Raw genomic sequence first — 14726 nt, forward strand, 5'->3', positions numbered from 1 at the left:
CGGTAGCATCCGCGCGCACATGGCAAGGACGCTCGTCGACACCTCGCACCCGCCCGTCGTGGTCGTCGTGTTCCCGCGCGAGGCGACGATCGACGAGGTGCGCGCGTACTACGACGAGCTGCGCGCGCTGCTCGAGCGTCCCGGGCCACCGCTCTGGTTCCTCGTCGACCTGAGCACCATGGACGTCGTGCGCGCTTCGCCGCTGCACCGGAAGACCGCGGCCGACGAGTTCCGGAAGATCGCGGCGCTCTTCGAGAAGCGCGTCGTCGGCGAGGCGTTCGTGTTCTCGAACCCGCTGATCGAAGGCGTCTACGTCGCGTTCACGTGGATGACCGGCGGTCCCGCCAAGGTCGTGCGCGAGACCTTCTCCTCGGAAGAGAAGGCCCGCGCATGGATCGCGGACCGCGCGGGCGTGTCGCTCGCGAATCTGCCGCGCTTCGCGAGCGTCGCGCGCCGCGCGAGCTGATCAGAGCCCGCCGAAGTCGACCTTCGTCAGCTCCACGCTGCGCTCCCACAGCTGCTTCGCGACCTCGGGATCGCGCGCCGCCGGCGTGCAGCCGACCTTCACCGGCGGGCCCGCCATCTCGCCGAGCCCCGCGGGACCGTAGTAGTCGCCGCTCTTCGTGTCGGGATCGGTCGCCGCGCGCAGCGTCGGCAGCGCGCCCATCGCCGCGGTCTGCGCGAACATGCCGTTGCCGAGCTTCATGATCATCGCGCCGAAGCGGCTCTTCTCGAGCTCGGGCCCCTTGCCCTGCAGCTCGGTCGCCGCGTACCCGGGGTGGCACGCGACCGCCGCGACGGGCGCCTTCCCGGGCCACTTCTTCTCGGTGCGGCGCTGCAGCTCGAACGTGAAGAGCAGGTTCGCGAGCTTGCTCTGCCCGTACGCGCTCCACTTCTCGTAGCGCTTCTCGCCCATCAGATCCTCGAAGCGCATCTTCCCCATGCGGTGCGCCTGGCTCGCGACGTTCACCACGCGCGCCGGCGCGGTCTCGATCAGCCGCCCGAAGAGCAGGCCCGTCAGCGCGAAGTGCCCGAGGTGGTTCGTGCCGAGCTGCATCTCGAACCCGTCCTCGGTCGTCGCGCGCGGGATCGCCATGAGCCCCGCGTTGTTGATCAGCGCGTCGATCCGGCCGTGCTCGCTCTTCACCTGATCCGCGAACGCACGCACGCTCGCGAGGCTCGCGAGATCGAGCTTCATCAGCTTCACCTTCGCGCCCGGCGCCGCCGCGCGCAGCTGCTCGAGCGCGGTCCGCCCCTTCTCCTGACTGCGGCACGCGAGGATCACCTCGCCTCCGCGCTGCGCGAGGATCACCGCGGCCTCGTAGCCGATCCCGCTGTTCGATCCGGTGATCACGAAGGTCTTGCCCGTCTGCTCGGGCACGTTGCTCGCCGTCCAGGTCGTCGCCATGGGGCGCGAGCGTAGCAGCAGCGGGCACACGCAGTGCACACGCGCTCCTCCACGCACGACGCGCTCGCGTTTCGAACCAAGGCGTGAACGTCGTGCGTCGCTTCGGAGGAACAATGGTGATCGCTCGTTCACAGGCTCTCGCGCCCGCGCTCCTCTTCGCTTCGGTCCTCGCTTCGAGCACGCTCGCGCACGCCCAGGCGAGCACCGGCGAGCTGCGCGATCACGAGTCGACGTCGCGCATCGCGGTGGAGCTCGGCTACTACCACTGGAGCGTCGGCATGTCGGAGGTCGAGCTCTTCCAGCCGAGCTTCTACGGGTCGTTCCGGCTCGCCGCGCCGACCGAGACGACCTTCGTCGACCTCGACGTCGCGTGGCGCGCGGCGGGATCGGCGGGCGACGGCTCCGCGTTCCGCGCGGGCAACCCGTACGTCGGCGTGCGCGCCGGCATGCACGATCGCGAGAACGGCTTCCGCGTGCGCGGCGGGCTCGGTCTCACCGCGCCGCTGACGAACCTCTACGACGACTATCGCGGCGGGCTCCTCGGCGACGGCTTCGTCGGGATCTTCACGCTCGCGCTCGGCGGCGCGATGCAGGGCGCGTGGGACGCGTGGCTCACCGTGCCGCTCAACATGGCGGTGGTCGCGCGCGGCGACGTCGAGTGGCGTCAGGAGTACTTCGACCTCGGCGCCGAGGTCGGCTTCGGCGCGCTGCTGCCCGTCGAGTACGAGGGGCAGACCGGCGACACGACGCTCGCGCTCCAGGGCGCGGCGTGGGCCGCGGGACGCCCGATCCCCGAGCTCGCGATCGGCGCGCGCTTCCAGGCCGTGATGATCGCGCCGACCGGCGAGGACATGGACTCCGAGGGCTACCTCGCGCTCGTGCCCTTCGTGCGCGGCGAGATCGGCGCGGGCTTCGTCGAGGGTCGCCTCGTGATGAACCTCGACGACCCGTATGGCTTCGCCTTCGACGACGAGGGCATCTGGGCCGTGTACGTGTCGGGCGGCGCGGACTTCTGATCAGCGCTCGTACGTCAGCTCGATCGCGCCCGGGAGCTCCGCGAGGACCTCGGGCGCGAGCGCCTCGCGACCGGTCGCCGCGCCGTAGAGACACAGTCCTTCCGCGCCCACGCCGGGCACGACCTCGAAGCGCAGCGAGTGCCTCGACCGCGGTCGCGCGAAGACGCGCGCGAGCAGCTCCGCGTCGTCGACCACGAGCTCGACGACGCGTCCGATCCCGTCGTCGGGCGGAAGATCGATCGTGCCGAGCGCGACCTCGTCGATCGACACCGACACCCGTGATCCGTCCTCGGCGGTCGCGCCGATCCCGAGGCCCGGCAGCTCCGAGGACGCGCGCACGCGCAGCACGAGCCGCGACGGAGCCGATCCGCGATCGCTACGGAATTCGTAGCGCACCCACCCGCGCCCGCTGCCCCAGAGGTGCACGACGGCGCCGCCGTCCCAGCGCCCCACGCCCTCGAACGCCGCGCGGCGGAAGCCCTCGATCGGCATGCGCAGCACGCCGTCGGACCACGCGTCGTGCACCTGCGACGTGCCCCGCGCTTCTCGCGACGCGGGGTGGATCGGCGTCTCCCCGATCGACTCGCCGAGCCGCGGATTGCGCTCCTCGGGCGGCGTGATCGCCCAGCGCCGCGCGTGCCTCGCGAGCACCGCACGCACGTCGCGCGTGCGTCGCTCGCCCTCGCCTTCGGGGTGGATGCCGTGCTCGGTCGGACGATCCTCGTAGGGCAGGTACGTCCACACGAGCGCGCCCGCGATGCCGTCGCGATGACCGGCGCGCAGGAACGCGTCGTACCAGCGCGCGCGCGGCACGCCGAGCACGCGGAGGTGCCGCGTGCTGAACCCGAATTCGCCGAACACGAACGGCTTGCGCGCGACGTGGTGCGCGAGCTGGACGCGATCGTCGATCCAGCGCGTCAGCTCGCGCACGTCGCGCACGCGCTGGTACGCCGCGGGGTACGCGTGCGCGTCCGCGTAGTCGATCTCGGGCAGGCGCTGGATCGCGAGCCACGTGTCGCGATCGGCGCCGCGCTCGTAGCCGATGTGGCCCGCCGCGATCAGGTGGTTCGGATCGAGCGAGCGGATGAACCGCGCGCTCTCCTGGGTCCATCGCACCAGCGCGGGCGCCGATCGCGCGGGCACGCTCGACTCGTTCATCAGCTCCCACGCGAGGATCGTCGGCTCGTCGCGGTACGCGATCCCGCTCGTCGAGCTCACGCGCTCCACGACGCGGCGCACGTGCGCGCGATAGAGCGCGTCGCAGCGCGTGCAGTCGAAGAACTGCGCGAGCCCCGGGCCGCCCGGCGCGTCGGCGCTCGCTTCGTCGAAGGGCACGCCCGCCCATCGCAGGTACTGCGGCACGCCGCCGTAGTCGCGCCATCGGTTCGCGAGCACGACGATCACGCGCAGGTCGCGCGCGCGCGCCGCGTCGATCACGCGATCGAGGTGCTCGAACGACGTCGCGATCCAGCCCTCCTCGCCGGTGCGGAACGCGAAGTCGCGCGCCCACGCCGGCGCGTCCTCCGCGCGCTCGCCGAGCGCCCACACGCGGATGACGCGCAGCCCGTCGGCGCGCACCGCGTCGAGCGTGCGCTCCATCGCCGCGCGGTGCGGCAGGCCGTGCACCACGCCGACGTTCGCGCCGACGAAGTGGAACGGCGCGCCGCCCACGACGAAGCGCGTGCCCGACACGCGCACGAAGCGATCGTCGACGACAGGCTCCGCGCGCTGCTCGAGCGCGACCTCGGTCGGCGGAGGCGCGACCTCGAGCTCGCCCTCCTCGGCGCGCACCACGCTCGCGACGATCACGCACGCGATCGCCGCGACGACGCCCGCGCGCTTCACCGCGCCACCGCGGGCCCCACCTGTGCGTTGCCCGGGCTGCGCACGACGAGGCGATAGTCGCCGACCGCGAGATCCGGCGGCACGCCGAAGCTGCCGCGGAACGCGCCGTGCTCGTTCGTGACCGTGACTCCGAGCATGCGCTCGACCGCGCTGCTCTCCGACGCGAGCAGCACCTCGATGCGCAGGCCCGCGACGCCGAGATCCGCGGTGCGCGCCGTGCCCGTCACCTCGAGCGTGCGGCCGCGCAGCACCTCGATCGTCGACGGCAGATCGAGCCGCAGATCGAGCGCGGCGCGCGACTCGCGGCCGGCGGTGCCCTCCTCGACCTGCGCGCGCACCGGCCCGCCCTGGGGCGCGCCGTGGCCTTGAGTGGTCGAGGTAGCGCCCTCGTTGCCGCCGGTCCCCGTCGCCGACGACGATCCACCGCTCCCGCTCGACGAGGACGACGACGCGTCCTCGCTCAGCCGCGCGGCCTCCTGGTACGCGCGCACGTACGCGTCGGGGCGCGGCAGCGGATCGGGCACGTCAGGGCGATAACGCGGGCGCTCGTCGGTGTTGTGCGGCGACAGACCGCGCGGCGAGCCGCCGAGATCGATGCGCAGCCAGCCGCGGCTCTCGGGCAGATGCACCTCGACCCACGCGTGCGCCTCGTTCTGCACGAAGCGCGCGTGGATGCCGAGCGCCTGCGCGGTGATCACGAAGCCGTACGCGCGATGGCGACACACGCCGCGCTGACCGTTCGCGAGGTCCCAGTAGATGTCGCCGGTGTCGCGCGGGGGCTCGGCGCTCTCCTCGAAGTCGCGGAACCAGCGCACGAGCTCGCTGAGCGTGACGTCGAACGGCATGCCGCGATGCAGGTTGAGGCGCGCGGCGAACTCCTCGCCGCGACGCTGCACGCTCGCGGGCACCTGCGGCACCTCGTCGATCAGCGCGTCGGCGCGCGTGCGCGGCAGCTCGGTCCCGAAGTACGTGCGCGGCGCGTCGGTGAGGAACACGACGCGGACCTCGCTCACCGCGCCGCGCGGCTCGTCGACGACCGCGTAGAAGTTGTCGGCGCCGTCGCGCTCGAAGCGCAGCCGCGTCTCGGGCTCGGTGCGCACCGTGAGCAAGCGCGACTCCGGCGAGACCGAAGGGAAGGGCACCTCGCGTCCGCCCGAGAAGTCGAGCACCACGCTGCCCCAGAAGAGATCGCGCGGCCTCCAGTCGGGCGCCTGCGCGTGCACGCCCTCCACCGTCACCGCGCGACGCGGCCCACGCTCGGCGATCGCGAGCACCGGCGTGCGATCGACGAGCGTGATCCCGTCGAGCGCGGTGACGCGCTTGAACGGCGAGATCGTCGGCGTGAAGACCTCGAAGTAGCCGACCTGACCGTTGAGCTCGGTCACGCGGTCGGGGCGGAACGAGGGCGACCGACGTCCGACCTCCTCGGTCGCGCGCTCGTCGCCCGGCGCCGCCTGCATCGCGCGCTCTTCGCCGGGGCGCATCGGCCCGCCCTCGGGCGCTGGGATCACCTCGCCGTCGTAGACGAGCGCCTCGGGCGCGGCGCCGCCGGACGAGACCAGCATCGTGCCCTCGTCGGCCTCGACGCCCGGCACGTACTCGTGCGCGATGGGATCGTCGGCGCGCGCGAGCGCCGCACCGAGCATGAGCATCGCGGCGAACGCGAGAGGGCGCAGGCGCCGCATCGCGCGGATGATGTCATGCACCGTGGCTTCGAGACACCGGCCCGTGTGTCTAGGTTCCCCCCGTGGCCGTCTGCGACGGCCGCGGCTAGAGTCAGTGCTGGCGTTCTCCTCTCCTGGAGGGCGCGGAGGAAGGGACACACCGGATGAACATCGTGGTCGCGATCCTCGGGATCTCTTTCCTGGTCGTCGTCCACGAAACCGGTCACTACCTCGCCGCGCGAGCCTTCGGGATGCGTGTGCTGCGGTACTCGATCGGGTTCGGACCGCCGATCTTCCGCTATCAGCCGAAGGGCAGCCCGACCGTCTTCCAGGTCTGCGCGATCCCCTTCCTCGCGTACGTGCAGATCGACGGGATGAACCCCGCCGAGGAGATCGATCCCAACGACCCTGCGCTCTTCCCCAACAAGGGCGTGCTCGCGCGCATGGTCACGATCTTCGCGGGCTCGTTCGCGAACTACCTCGCGGCGATGCTGATCATGTTCGGCTTCTATCTCGCGTTCGGCATGCCGCGCTCGGTGGAGAGCCAAGACGCGATGATCGTCGGCGAGGTCGGCCCGGGCACGCCCGCGGAGCAGGCGGGGATGCAGCCCGGCGATCGCATCGTCGAGGCGAACGGACGGCCGATCACGACGATCCGCGAGCTCCAGGCGGTCACGCAGCCGCGCGCCGAGCAGCCGACGGTCTACGTCGTCGAGCGCGACGGGCAGCGCCTGCCGCCGATGACGATCACGCCCACGCGCAGCCCGGAGGATCAGGGCCAGATCGGCGTGATGACGCCGCTCGTGTTCGAGCCGGTGTCGGTCGGCGACGCGGCGTACAGCGCGCTGCTGTGGCCGCTCGTGCAGACGCGCGTGCAGCTCGAGGGCATGGCCGCGCTGGTGCGCAATCGATCGACCGAGGGCATCCAGGGCCCGGTCGGGATGACGCGCATGGCCACCGAGAGCGCGGAGCGCGGGCCGCGCACGTTCATCCCGTTCATCGCGCTGATCTCGGTCGCGCTCGGCCTGTTCAACCTGCTGCCGTTCCCCGCGCTCGACGGCGGGCGCCTCGTGTTCCTCGGGTTCGAGCTGATCACGCGGCGTCGTCCGAACGAGAAGGTCGAGGCCGTCGTGCACATGGTCGGCCTCTTGTTCCTGCTCGGCGTGATCGTGCTGGTGACGTTCCGAGACGTGATGGGGTGATGCGGCTCGCGCTCGTGGTGATCGCCGCGTCGCTCTTCGCGGCGGCGCCGGCGCGCGCGGACGACGACGTCTGCGCGATCGAAGGGACGGTGCCGGGCATCGAGGTCGCGGTGCGCGGGGAGCGCGGGCTCCGGCGCGTGCGAGTGCCCGCGGGCACGCGCGTGCAGATCACGCCGCTCCGCCGCGGCATCGCGCAGGTGCGCACGCTCGGCGGCGAGACGATCGAGGGCACGACGCGCGCGGCGCTGCGCTTCGTGCTGGCGCGCGCGATCGGGCTGCGGGAGCACGCGCTGGAGCTGCCCGAAGGGCTGCCGCTCGCCCGCGTCGAGCCGGCGCTGCGTGGGCCGTGGGCCGACGTGGACGCGTCGCTCGGGGACGGGCTGATGCTGCGGCGCGCGCCGCTCCCGTGCGACGCGCTGCGCGTGGTGAGCGAGGACGTGCCGATCGTCGCGCGCGACGCGTTCGAGGCGTTCGGGCCGCGCTGGCGCGCGCGCACCGAGCGGCTCTGGGTGTTCGCGCAGCCCGACGGGACCGACGCGCTGCGCATCGACGTGGTGCCCGACGCGATCGCGCGCTTCGCGGAGCTCTCGCGGCGCGGCGCGTGGGTGCGGCTCGCGCTGCGCACGACGCTCGGCGCGCGCGTGCACGCGTGGGCTCGCGACACCGATCTCGTCCGCTGATGCCGGTGCGCGCCCGCCCGCTGATGGTCCGCCCCGGGGCGCGCTTCGCGTGCGCGGGGGACGGTCTGTGCTGCACCGACGCGCACCTGCTCGGCCCGGTGTCGCCCTCGGAAGGCCGCGCGATCCGCGCGGAGCACGAGAGCGCGATCCTGCGCGAGGGCGGCATGGTGCTGCTGCGCACGAAGCGCGACGGCGCGTGCTCGTTCCTCACGCGCGGCGGGCGCTGCGCGATCCACACGAGCCCGCTCAAGCCGCGCACGTGTCATCGCTATCCGTTCCTGCTCACCGCGACGCTCGACGGCGGGCGGATCGGCACCGATCACCGCTGTCCGTGCCGCACGATGGGCGCGCGCCCGCTGCTCCGCGCGAGCGATGCCGAGCCCGCGCTGCTCGGCGCGGGCGGACGTCTGTCTGTGGATCTCCGCGCGCCCGAGTCGATCTCGGTGAGCGCGGGGCGATCGGTGTCGTGGGCGACGTGGCGCGCGCGCGAGGCCGCGCTGATGACGCGGCTCGACGCAGGAGAGCGTGTGGAGAGCGTGCTCGACACCGCGCCGTTCCCCGAGGTGCGCGACGGGTCGTGGCCGCAGATCGGCTTCGAGCTCGCCGACGACGATCGCCCCATGCGCTGGGCGCGCGCGCACCAGTGGGCGGGCGACGCGATTCTCGCCTTGCACGGCGAGCCGATCCGCACGAGCCGGCCGCGCCCGTGGTGCGACGCGTTCGATCGCGCGCAGCGCCGCACGCCCGAGCTGCTCTCGCCCGACGCGATGCTCGCGGACTGGATCGCCGACGCGATCTGGACGCTCGAGTGGGCGACGCGCGGGAGCTTCGCGCTCGCGCGCGCCGAGCTCGCGACGCGCGTGTCGATGGCGCGATGGGTCGCGGCGCGCCTCGAGGCCGAGGGGACGCGCCTCGATCGCGCGATGGCCGAGGCGATCGCGATCGTCGAGATGGTCGGGCTCAGCGAGACGTGGACGGCCGTGCTCGCGCGGGTCTCGATCGGATAGGTCTCGGCGTAGGCGGGGGGTGGTGCGTCCGGCGCCCGGGGTGCTGTCGTAGTCAAGTGCGGACGCGTGTGATCGCCGGATCGGGCGCGTCTCGCACCCGCTGATCCGCACACCGGGCCCTTCTTGCGCGAGGTGGCTCGCCGCGAACGAGGGTTGGTGTGCGGTGGCTTCAGGCGGTCGGATCGGAGAGCGACGGGACGGATAGGCCCGAACTGTCTTGTCGGACGTCCGCGTGAGCGGCGTCGGGTCGGCCTCGTTGGGCATTTCGCCCGCCGCGTCGATCTCGAGGGTGCGCTGGGACTCGCGGTGCAGCCTCGCGGGCTCGAGCACCCCAGGTGAGCGTCACCCGCTCGATCTTCGCGCCTTGGAGCGGAAGCGAAGAGAAGAGAGCGCGAAGCTCGCCGTCAGGAGCCGGCGAGCGAAGATTGTCCGGCGTCGCGCGAGGGCGACGCGGTCACAGCGGTCATCGAGCGCGTGTCGAAGAGCTTGGTCGCATCGAAGGGCGCTCCTCGCGCGACGTGCACCATCGCGCGCGCGAGCTTTCGCATCAGCGCGACGACGGCCTTGAGCTTGATGTCGGCGCGGTAGCCCTTTCGCGCTCGGTACCACTCACGCGCGACGGGGTCGCTCTGCACGAAGCGCAGCGCTGCGAGGAAGAGGTACCGACGCGCGCGTCCGGGACCTCGCTTCGTGATGTGGATCGTGTGCTGCCCGGCGTTGTTGCCGCTGCTCTGGACCCTGAGGTTGAGGCCCATCGCCTTCTCGAAGGACGCGGACGATTCGTAGTCGGCGGGATTGCCGAGGTCGGCGACGAGCGCAGCGGTCGTGACGGCGCCGAACGCGGCGCGGATCGAGTGGAGCTCGCGATGATTGGCGAGCTCGGCCTCGATGCGCTTGTCGACATCGCGGATGTGCTCGCGCAACGCGAGCATGTGACGCGCGAGCGAGCGCAGGAACGAGCGCTCCTGATCGTGCATCGACTCGCCGAGCGAGCTGACGGCGCAGCCGACGATCTGCTCGATGCGCTCGAAGGAGAGCGCCGCGCGCGAGACGCGTCGGAGCAGCGCGACTGCATCGCCGCGTCTGGCGCGGACCTCGGCAGGGCCGGGCATCTCGCAGAGCAAGTGCAGGTGCCACGCGGCGTCCATGTCGAGGTGCTGGGAGAGCTCGGGCCAGTGACGCGCGACGAGCGCTTCGAGCCGTCCGTACGCGGTCTCGAAAGGTCGAGCGTAGAGGTCGCGCTCGTCGATCAGACTGCGCATCGCCCTCTGGACTGCGCTCCGCTCTTTCCAGCGCTTCGAGATGCCTTGCGCGTGAAGATGCGCGAGCAGCGTGCACGCCTTGGCGTCGTGCAGGCTCGGCACTCCGTCGAGCAGCGCGGCCGCATCGTGGACCTTCTTGGCGTCGACGCGGAACACGGGGATGTCGCGCAGAGTCAGCTGATAGCGGAGCGCGTCGCCGTAGACGCCCGTCGGCTCCATCGCGACCTCGAGCGCGACGCCGAGCTCACGAAGACGGCAGAGCAGCTCGAGGAACAGGCGCGTCTGCTTCGGGTGCTCGAAGCGGACGATCTCGATACAGCGACCCGCTGCGCTCGCGAAGCCGGCGAACATCTTCGTCTTCGCGAGGTCGATCGCGACGATGCAGCACGCTCCGAGCGCAGTGGCGAGCTTGCTCGCGTCGACGTGTTGGATCTCGACGGTCCGATAGGTACGCTTGGCCACGGGGACGACCTCCTGCACGGCAGTTTCGACTGTCTCTTCGAGGCGTCCCCAACTCTCCTACAGCCGACTCGCGGGCTGCTGTTCGATCGCGGTGAGAGCGTCGGGACGCGGTGGGCGCATCGCGGCGCGCGCGCTGCCGCGATGCTGTGGTCAGTCCGTGGTCGGCCTCTGCGAGCCCCCGTCGCACGAGGGCGTCGGACGCACCACCCCCCGCCCGGTACCGCGGTTCTGCCGCCTCGCGTGGGTGGGGTGAGATGGCTCGCGACGGGTCCGCGCTTCGCCGCGGCCCCGACGCTCGCGGTTCGGGCTCCGCTTCGCGTTCGCCCTGATAGAGAACGAGGAGCGGGCACGCGCGAAAAGCGCGGGACCGCGACGGGCGTGATGTGCGGCAGGAGAGCTAGAGCTTCTTCAGCTGCGCTCTCGCGCGCTCCGCGACGTCCGCCGTGTCGACCGGCGGGCCGTGCGCCGGCACGACGATCGCCGGCGGGTGTGCGTCGAGCTCGCGCAGGAGCGCGTCGCGCACCGCCGCGCGGTCCTTCACGAGCGTCCACACCGCGAGCTTGAACAGCCGGAACCCGGGCGCGCTGTCGGTCAGCGAGAAGAGCCAGCGGATCGGCGGGCCCGGCATGCGCTGGATGTTCGCCAGCAGATCGCCGCTCCACCACACGGCGCCGCGCTTGGTGTCGACCTGCACGATCGTCTCGCCGGTCTTGAAGCCGGGCGGCTCGTGGAAGCGCGCGCCCGCGCCCGACGCGAGGTCCGACAGCGGGCGCCACGGCACGCCCGGCGCCTTCTTCGCGAGCGTGGTGATCGCGGCGCTCGGGCAGTGGCTCGTCGCGTCCGGGAAGCGCGCGCGCCAGTCCTTCTGGCCGAGGTGATGGAACGTGTTGTTCGCCACCAGCGCGCGCACCTCGCCGTGCTCGCGCAGCGCGTCGAACGCGCGCGCGTCGAGCCCCGCGCCCGGGCTGACCACGATCAGCCCCTCGGGGCCGCGCACCACGAGCGTCGTCGCGTACGCGCCTTTCGTGAACGGGTACTCGCGCCACAGGATCCCGCGCTCCTCGTCGACGACGTTCCAACCTTCGGTCATGCGCGCACCTTCGCCGATCGCGCGGCTCGTGGGCAGTCGATCGTGCGGCATCGGTCTGTTAACCAATTCGGCAACGATGAACCTCAGCCACGTCGAGACGTTCGTGCGCGTCGCGGAGGCGCGGAGCTTCAGCGAGGTCGCGCGCTCGCTCGCGCTCCCGACCTCGTCGATCAGCCGCATGATCGCGCAGCTCGAGCGCGATCTCGGCGCCAAGCTCCTCGAGCGCACGACGCGCCGCATCGCGCTCACCGCGGTCGGCCGCGCGTTCTACGAGCACGCGTCGCGCGCGCTGGGCGAGCTCTCCGAGGGCGAGCGCCGCGTCACCGAGCTCCAGCGCGATCCCCGCGGCGAGGTGCGCATCACCGCGCCCGGCGATCTCGACGACGGATTCTTCGCGCGTTGCCTCGCCGATCTCGCGATCGCGCACCCGCGCATCCGCGTCACCTGTGCCCTCAGCAATCGCTACGTCGACCTCGCGGGCGAGCGCTTCGACCTCGCGCTGCGCGTCAGCTACGGCCTGCCGGACTCGTCGCTGATCGCGCGACCGCTCGGGCGATATCGCGCGTGGCTCGTCGCGTCGGCGGACTACGTCGCGCGGCGCGGCGCGCCCGAGCGCCCGGAGGATCTCGCGCGCCACGAGATCGTGCTGATGGCGCCGCGCGACGGTGTCTCGCGCCTGTCGCTGAGCGGGCCGGGCGGCGAGCAGGAGATCGACGTGCGGGGCCGCGTCGCGTGCGACGACCTGCGCTTCGCGCGCGACCTCGTGATCGCGGGCGCGGGCATCGGCGTGCTGGCGATCGCACCGGGCGCGCGCGAGCCCGCCGACGCGCGCCTCGTGCGCGTGCTGCCCGAGCACGAGCTGCGCGCCCCGACGCTCTACCTCGTCACCACGAGCGCCAAGCGCCTGCCCACCCGGGTCGCGGTGGTGCGCGACTTCCTGGCCAGCGCGTACGCGGCGGTGTGACGCGTTCGAGGGCTCTTCTCAGCGCGCGAGACGTGTGCTCCTCTCGCCGCATGAACCACCTCACGCTCCGTGATCTCCAGATGATCCTCGCGTTCCTCGTGCGCGATCGCCGCACCGAGCTCGAGGCCGCGGTCGGTGCCGCGTACGCGCGCACGCTCGAAGAGACACTCGCGCAGATCGACGCCCTGCCGGCCGCGGTTGTCGACGCGCCGCTCTCCGAGGAGCTCTCCGCCGCCGACGCGCAGCACGACGCGTGGGGCGCCGCGATCCACTCGCTGTGCAACGCGCTGCTCGAGTGCCCGGGCTCGACGCCCGAAGAGCGCGCCGGTGCGCGCGCGGGGCTCGACTTCTTGCTGCCCGGCGGGCTGCGCGAGCTGCGCGACAGCTACGTGACCGAGGTGTCGCGGGCGCGCGAGCGGCGCGCGCAGCTCGACACCCATCGTGCCGAGCTCTCGGCGGTGCGGATCGGGGCGCGCACGCTCGTCGACTGGGCGACCGCGTTCTTCGACGCGGGTGACGCGCTCGGCCGGCTGCTCGTCGATCGCGCCGACTCGGGCGTCGATCGCACGCCGGCGATCAAGCTGCGGGGCGAGGCTTCCAAGCGCGTGACGCGGGCGCGCGGGCTCGTGGAGCCGAGCAGCGCGGCGGACCAGCGTCTCTTCGGCTACCTCGACACGATCGTCGGCATGCGGGCGCCCGGCTCGAAGGAGCGCGCGCCCGCGCCGCCCACGCCGAGCGAGCCGCGTCCGACCTGAGCGCGCGATCGTGATCGCCGGCGGACACCGGGCGGCATCGGCGGGAGGCGATCGTGATCGCCGGCGGACGCCGGTCGGCGCGTCGGCCGGCGATCGTGATCGTCAGCGGGCGCTGGCCGGCATGGGCGTCGAGCGGTCGTGATCGCCGGCGGACGCGGGTAGGCGTCGGCGCGAGGCGATCGTGATCGCGAGCCGACGCTGGTCGGCATCGTCGGTCGGCGATCGGGATCGCCGGCGGACGCTGGTCGGCATCGTCGGTCGGCGATCGTGATCGCCGGCGGACGCTGGCCGGCATCGTCGGTCGGCGATCGTGATCGCCGGCGGACGCTGGCCGACGTCGCCGCGACGCGATCACGATCGCCGGCGGCCGATGGTGCTCATACCCAAGAACGGGGACGGATCGGCTCAGCGCGAGCGGCTCTTGCCCTTCTTCGCGGTGCCGCCGCCCGCGCTCTTGCCCTGCTTGCCGCGGCCGGTGCCCTCGCGGATGCGGCTCGGATCGCGCGGCGGCTTCGCGCTCGAGGCGAGCGCCGCGCGCAGCATGTCGATCGTCGCGCTCGACTGCGCGCCCGCGCCGCGGCGCAGCTTCTCGATCGCCTGCTCGATCGCGGCGCGCACGTCGGGATGCGTCGCCTCGGTGCAGCGCACGCGCAGCCACTCGATGCCGTCGGGCTCGCCGCGCATCGCGATCGCCACGTGCGCGAGCGCGCCGGGCAGCGACGCGACGATGCGGCGGCGCGCGGGCGAGCGCTCGGCCGCGCGCGGTGCGTCGCGCACCTCTTCGATCGTGCGCTCGATCCACGCGAGCAGGGCAGGGCGATCCTCCGCGCCGTCGATCGCGCGCGTCTCCGCGATCACGTCGAGCACCAGCGCGGCCGACGCGTATCGGTGATCACGATCGTCGTGCGCGAGCCATCCGTCCGCCTCGGCGACGAGTCGATCGACGCGGCCCGGCGCGCGCGCCGCCCACGCGCCGAGCGCGGCGATGAGCCCGATGCGCACCGGCGCGCGGTCGTCCGCGGTCAGCTCGAACACGCCGTTCCACGCGTCGCGCGCGTCGGCGTCGAGTCGCGCCGCGTACCCGTACGACGCGGCGATCGCGAGGAACACCCGCGCGTCGTCGGCCTTCGCGGGATCGGCGGCGAACGTCGCGAGCACGCGTCGCGCGCCCTTGCCCTCGGTGCCGATCGCCTCGCCGAACGCGGCCGCGAGCGCGAGGTTCGGGGTCGGGCCCGGCAGTCCTCCGTGTCGCGCGAGCAGCTCGCCGAGCCGCTGCTCGCGTCCCGCGAGCGCGTCCGCGAGAGCGGCGCGGAGGTCCTCGCTCTTCAACCCGGAGATCGGTTCTTTCCCGGCCATGCGGCGCGCATCCTA

Annotated in this window: 13 protein-coding genes; 7 read left to right on the top strand and 6 right to left on the bottom strand. The window is 72.7% G+C overall.

The features are described from left to right. The first annotated feature begins 19 nt into the window (after positions 1 to 19). A complete protein-coding gene (locus tag DB32_RS10295) occupies positions 20 to 466 on the top strand; it encodes an STAS/SEC14 domain-containing protein (protein WP_053232248.1) in 447 nt (148 codons plus the stop codon). Here the strand turns inward: DB32_RS10295 and DB32_RS10300 are convergent, their stop codons facing one another. Then, positions 467 to 1408: an oxidoreductase gene (locus DB32_RS10300; RefSeq protein WP_053232249.1), complete on the bottom strand. Its 942-nt coding sequence runs from the start codon at positions 1406 to 1408 to the stop codon at positions 467 to 469. Positions 1409 to 1524: 116 nt separating this feature from the next. On the opposite strand from DB32_RS10300, the gene DB32_RS10305 reads away from it, so the two are divergent. Then, positions 1525 to 2424 (top strand): hypothetical protein, encoded by a 900-nt coding sequence (locus DB32_RS10305; protein WP_157068917.1) that lies wholly within the window; start codon positions 1525 to 1527, stop codon positions 2422 to 2424. On the opposite strand, the gene DB32_RS10310 is transcribed toward DB32_RS10305, so the two are convergent. After that, positions 2425 to 4269, bottom strand: a complete 1845-nt coding sequence (locus DB32_RS10310; protein ID WP_053232251.1) for a glycoside hydrolase 5 family protein — start codon at positions 4267 to 4269, stop codon at positions 2425 to 2427. After that, the gene (locus tag DB32_RS10315) at positions 4266 to 5975 is read right to left on the bottom strand and encodes a transglutaminase-like domain-containing protein (protein ID WP_053232252.1); all 1710 of its coding nucleotides are present in this window, start codon (positions 5973 to 5975) and stop codon (positions 4266 to 4268) included. The genes DB32_RS10310 and DB32_RS10315 overlap by 4 nt, the downstream gene beginning before the upstream one ends. A gap of 122 nt (positions 5976 to 6097) precedes the next feature. On the opposite strand from DB32_RS10315, the gene DB32_RS10320 reads away from it, so the two are divergent. The 3 genes from DB32_RS10320 to DB32_RS10330 are packed head-to-tail and all read left to right on the top strand — an operon-like array spanning position 6098 to position 8822. Then, entirely contained in the window at positions 6098 to 7135 is a 1038-nt protein-coding gene (locus DB32_RS10320; RefSeq protein WP_053232253.1) for a M50 family metallopeptidase, read from the top strand. Next, positions 7135 to 7815, top strand: coding sequence for a hypothetical protein (locus DB32_RS10325; RefSeq protein WP_053232254.1), 681 nt, complete (start codon positions 7135 to 7137; stop codon positions 7813 to 7815). Before DB32_RS10320 ends, DB32_RS10325 begins: the two co-directional genes overlap by 1 nt. After that, positions 7815 to 8822, top strand: coding sequence for a YkgJ family cysteine cluster protein (locus tag DB32_RS10330; protein WP_053232255.1), 1008 nt, complete (start codon positions 7815 to 7817; stop codon positions 8820 to 8822). The genes DB32_RS10325 and DB32_RS10330 overlap by 1 nt, the downstream gene beginning before the upstream one ends. Before the next feature lie 404 nt (positions 8823 to 9226). On the opposite strand, the gene DB32_RS10335 is transcribed toward DB32_RS10330, so the two are convergent. Beyond that, on the bottom strand, positions 9227 to 10546 hold the full coding sequence (locus tag DB32_RS10335) for a transposase (RefSeq protein ID WP_157068918.1): 1320 nt from the start codon (positions 10544 to 10546) through the stop codon (positions 9227 to 9229). A gap of 397 nt (positions 10547 to 10943) precedes the next feature. After that, the gene (locus DB32_RS10340; RefSeq protein WP_157068919.1) at positions 10944 to 11636 is read right to left on the bottom strand and encodes a hypothetical protein; all 693 of its coding nucleotides are present in this window, start codon (positions 11634 to 11636) and stop codon (positions 10944 to 10946) included. Between DB32_RS10340 and DB32_RS10345 the strand changes: the two genes are divergently transcribed. Both DB32_RS10345 and DB32_RS10350 read left to right on the top strand, forming a co-directional pair. Beyond that, positions 11635 to 12600, top strand: coding sequence for a LysR family transcriptional regulator (locus DB32_RS10345; RefSeq protein ID WP_083457290.1), 966 nt, complete (start codon positions 11635 to 11637; stop codon positions 12598 to 12600). The genes DB32_RS10340 and DB32_RS10345 overlap by 2 nt on opposite strands. Before the next feature lie 50 nt (positions 12601 to 12650). After that, positions 12651 to 13355 (top strand): hypothetical protein, encoded by a 705-nt coding sequence (locus DB32_RS10350; protein ID WP_053232259.1) that lies wholly within the window; start codon positions 12651 to 12653, stop codon positions 13353 to 13355. 405 nt (positions 13356 to 13760) lie between these two features. On the opposite strand, the gene DB32_RS10355 is transcribed toward DB32_RS10350, so the two are convergent. Continuing rightward, positions 13761 to 14711: a hypothetical protein gene (locus DB32_RS10355; RefSeq protein ID WP_157068920.1), complete on the bottom strand. Its 951-nt coding sequence runs from the start codon at positions 14709 to 14711 to the stop codon at positions 13761 to 13763. Positions 14712 to 14726: the final 15 nt, after the last annotated feature.

Source organism: Sandaracinus amylolyticus, from assembly GCF_000737325.1.
In the GTDB taxonomy this organism is placed as follows: domain Bacteria; phylum Myxococcota_A; class Polyangia; order Polyangiales; family Sandaracinaceae; genus Sandaracinus; species Sandaracinus amylolyticus.

Excerpts from the sequence above, each read along its gene's own strand:
- DB32_RS10295 (WP_053232248.1), top strand. The coding sequence starts at position 20 with ATGGCAAGGACGCTCGTCGACACCTCGCACCCGCCCGTCGTGGTCGTC.
- DB32_RS10300 (WP_053232249.1), bottom strand. The coding sequence starts at position 1,408 with ATGGCGACGACCTGGACGGCGAGCAACGTGCCCGAGCAGACGGGCAAG.
- DB32_RS10320 (WP_053232253.1), top strand. The coding sequence starts at position 6,098 with ATGAACATCGTGGTCGCGATCCTCGGGATCTCTTTCCTGGTCGTCGTC.
- DB32_RS10325 (WP_053232254.1), top strand. The coding sequence starts at position 7,135 with ATGCGGCTCGCGCTCGTGGTGATCGCCGCGTCGCTCTTCGCGGCGGCG.
- DB32_RS10330 (WP_053232255.1), top strand. The coding sequence starts at position 7,815 with ATGCCGGTGCGCGCCCGCCCGCTGATGGTCCGCCCCGGGGCGCGCTTC.
- DB32_RS10345 (WP_083457290.1), top strand. The coding sequence starts at position 11,635 with ATGCGCGCACCTTCGCCGATCGCGCGGCTCGTGGGCAGTCGATCGTGC.
- DB32_RS10340 (WP_157068919.1), bottom strand. The coding sequence starts at position 11,636 with ATGACCGAAGGTTGGAACGTCGTCGACGAGGAGCGCGGGATCCTGTGG.
- DB32_RS10350 (WP_053232259.1), top strand. The coding sequence starts at position 12,651 with ATGAACCACCTCACGCTCCGTGATCTCCAGATGATCCTCGCGTTCCTC.
- DB32_RS10355 (WP_157068920.1), bottom strand. The coding sequence starts at position 14,711 with ATGGCCGGGAAAGAACCGATCTCCGGGTTGAAGAGCGAGGACCTCCGC.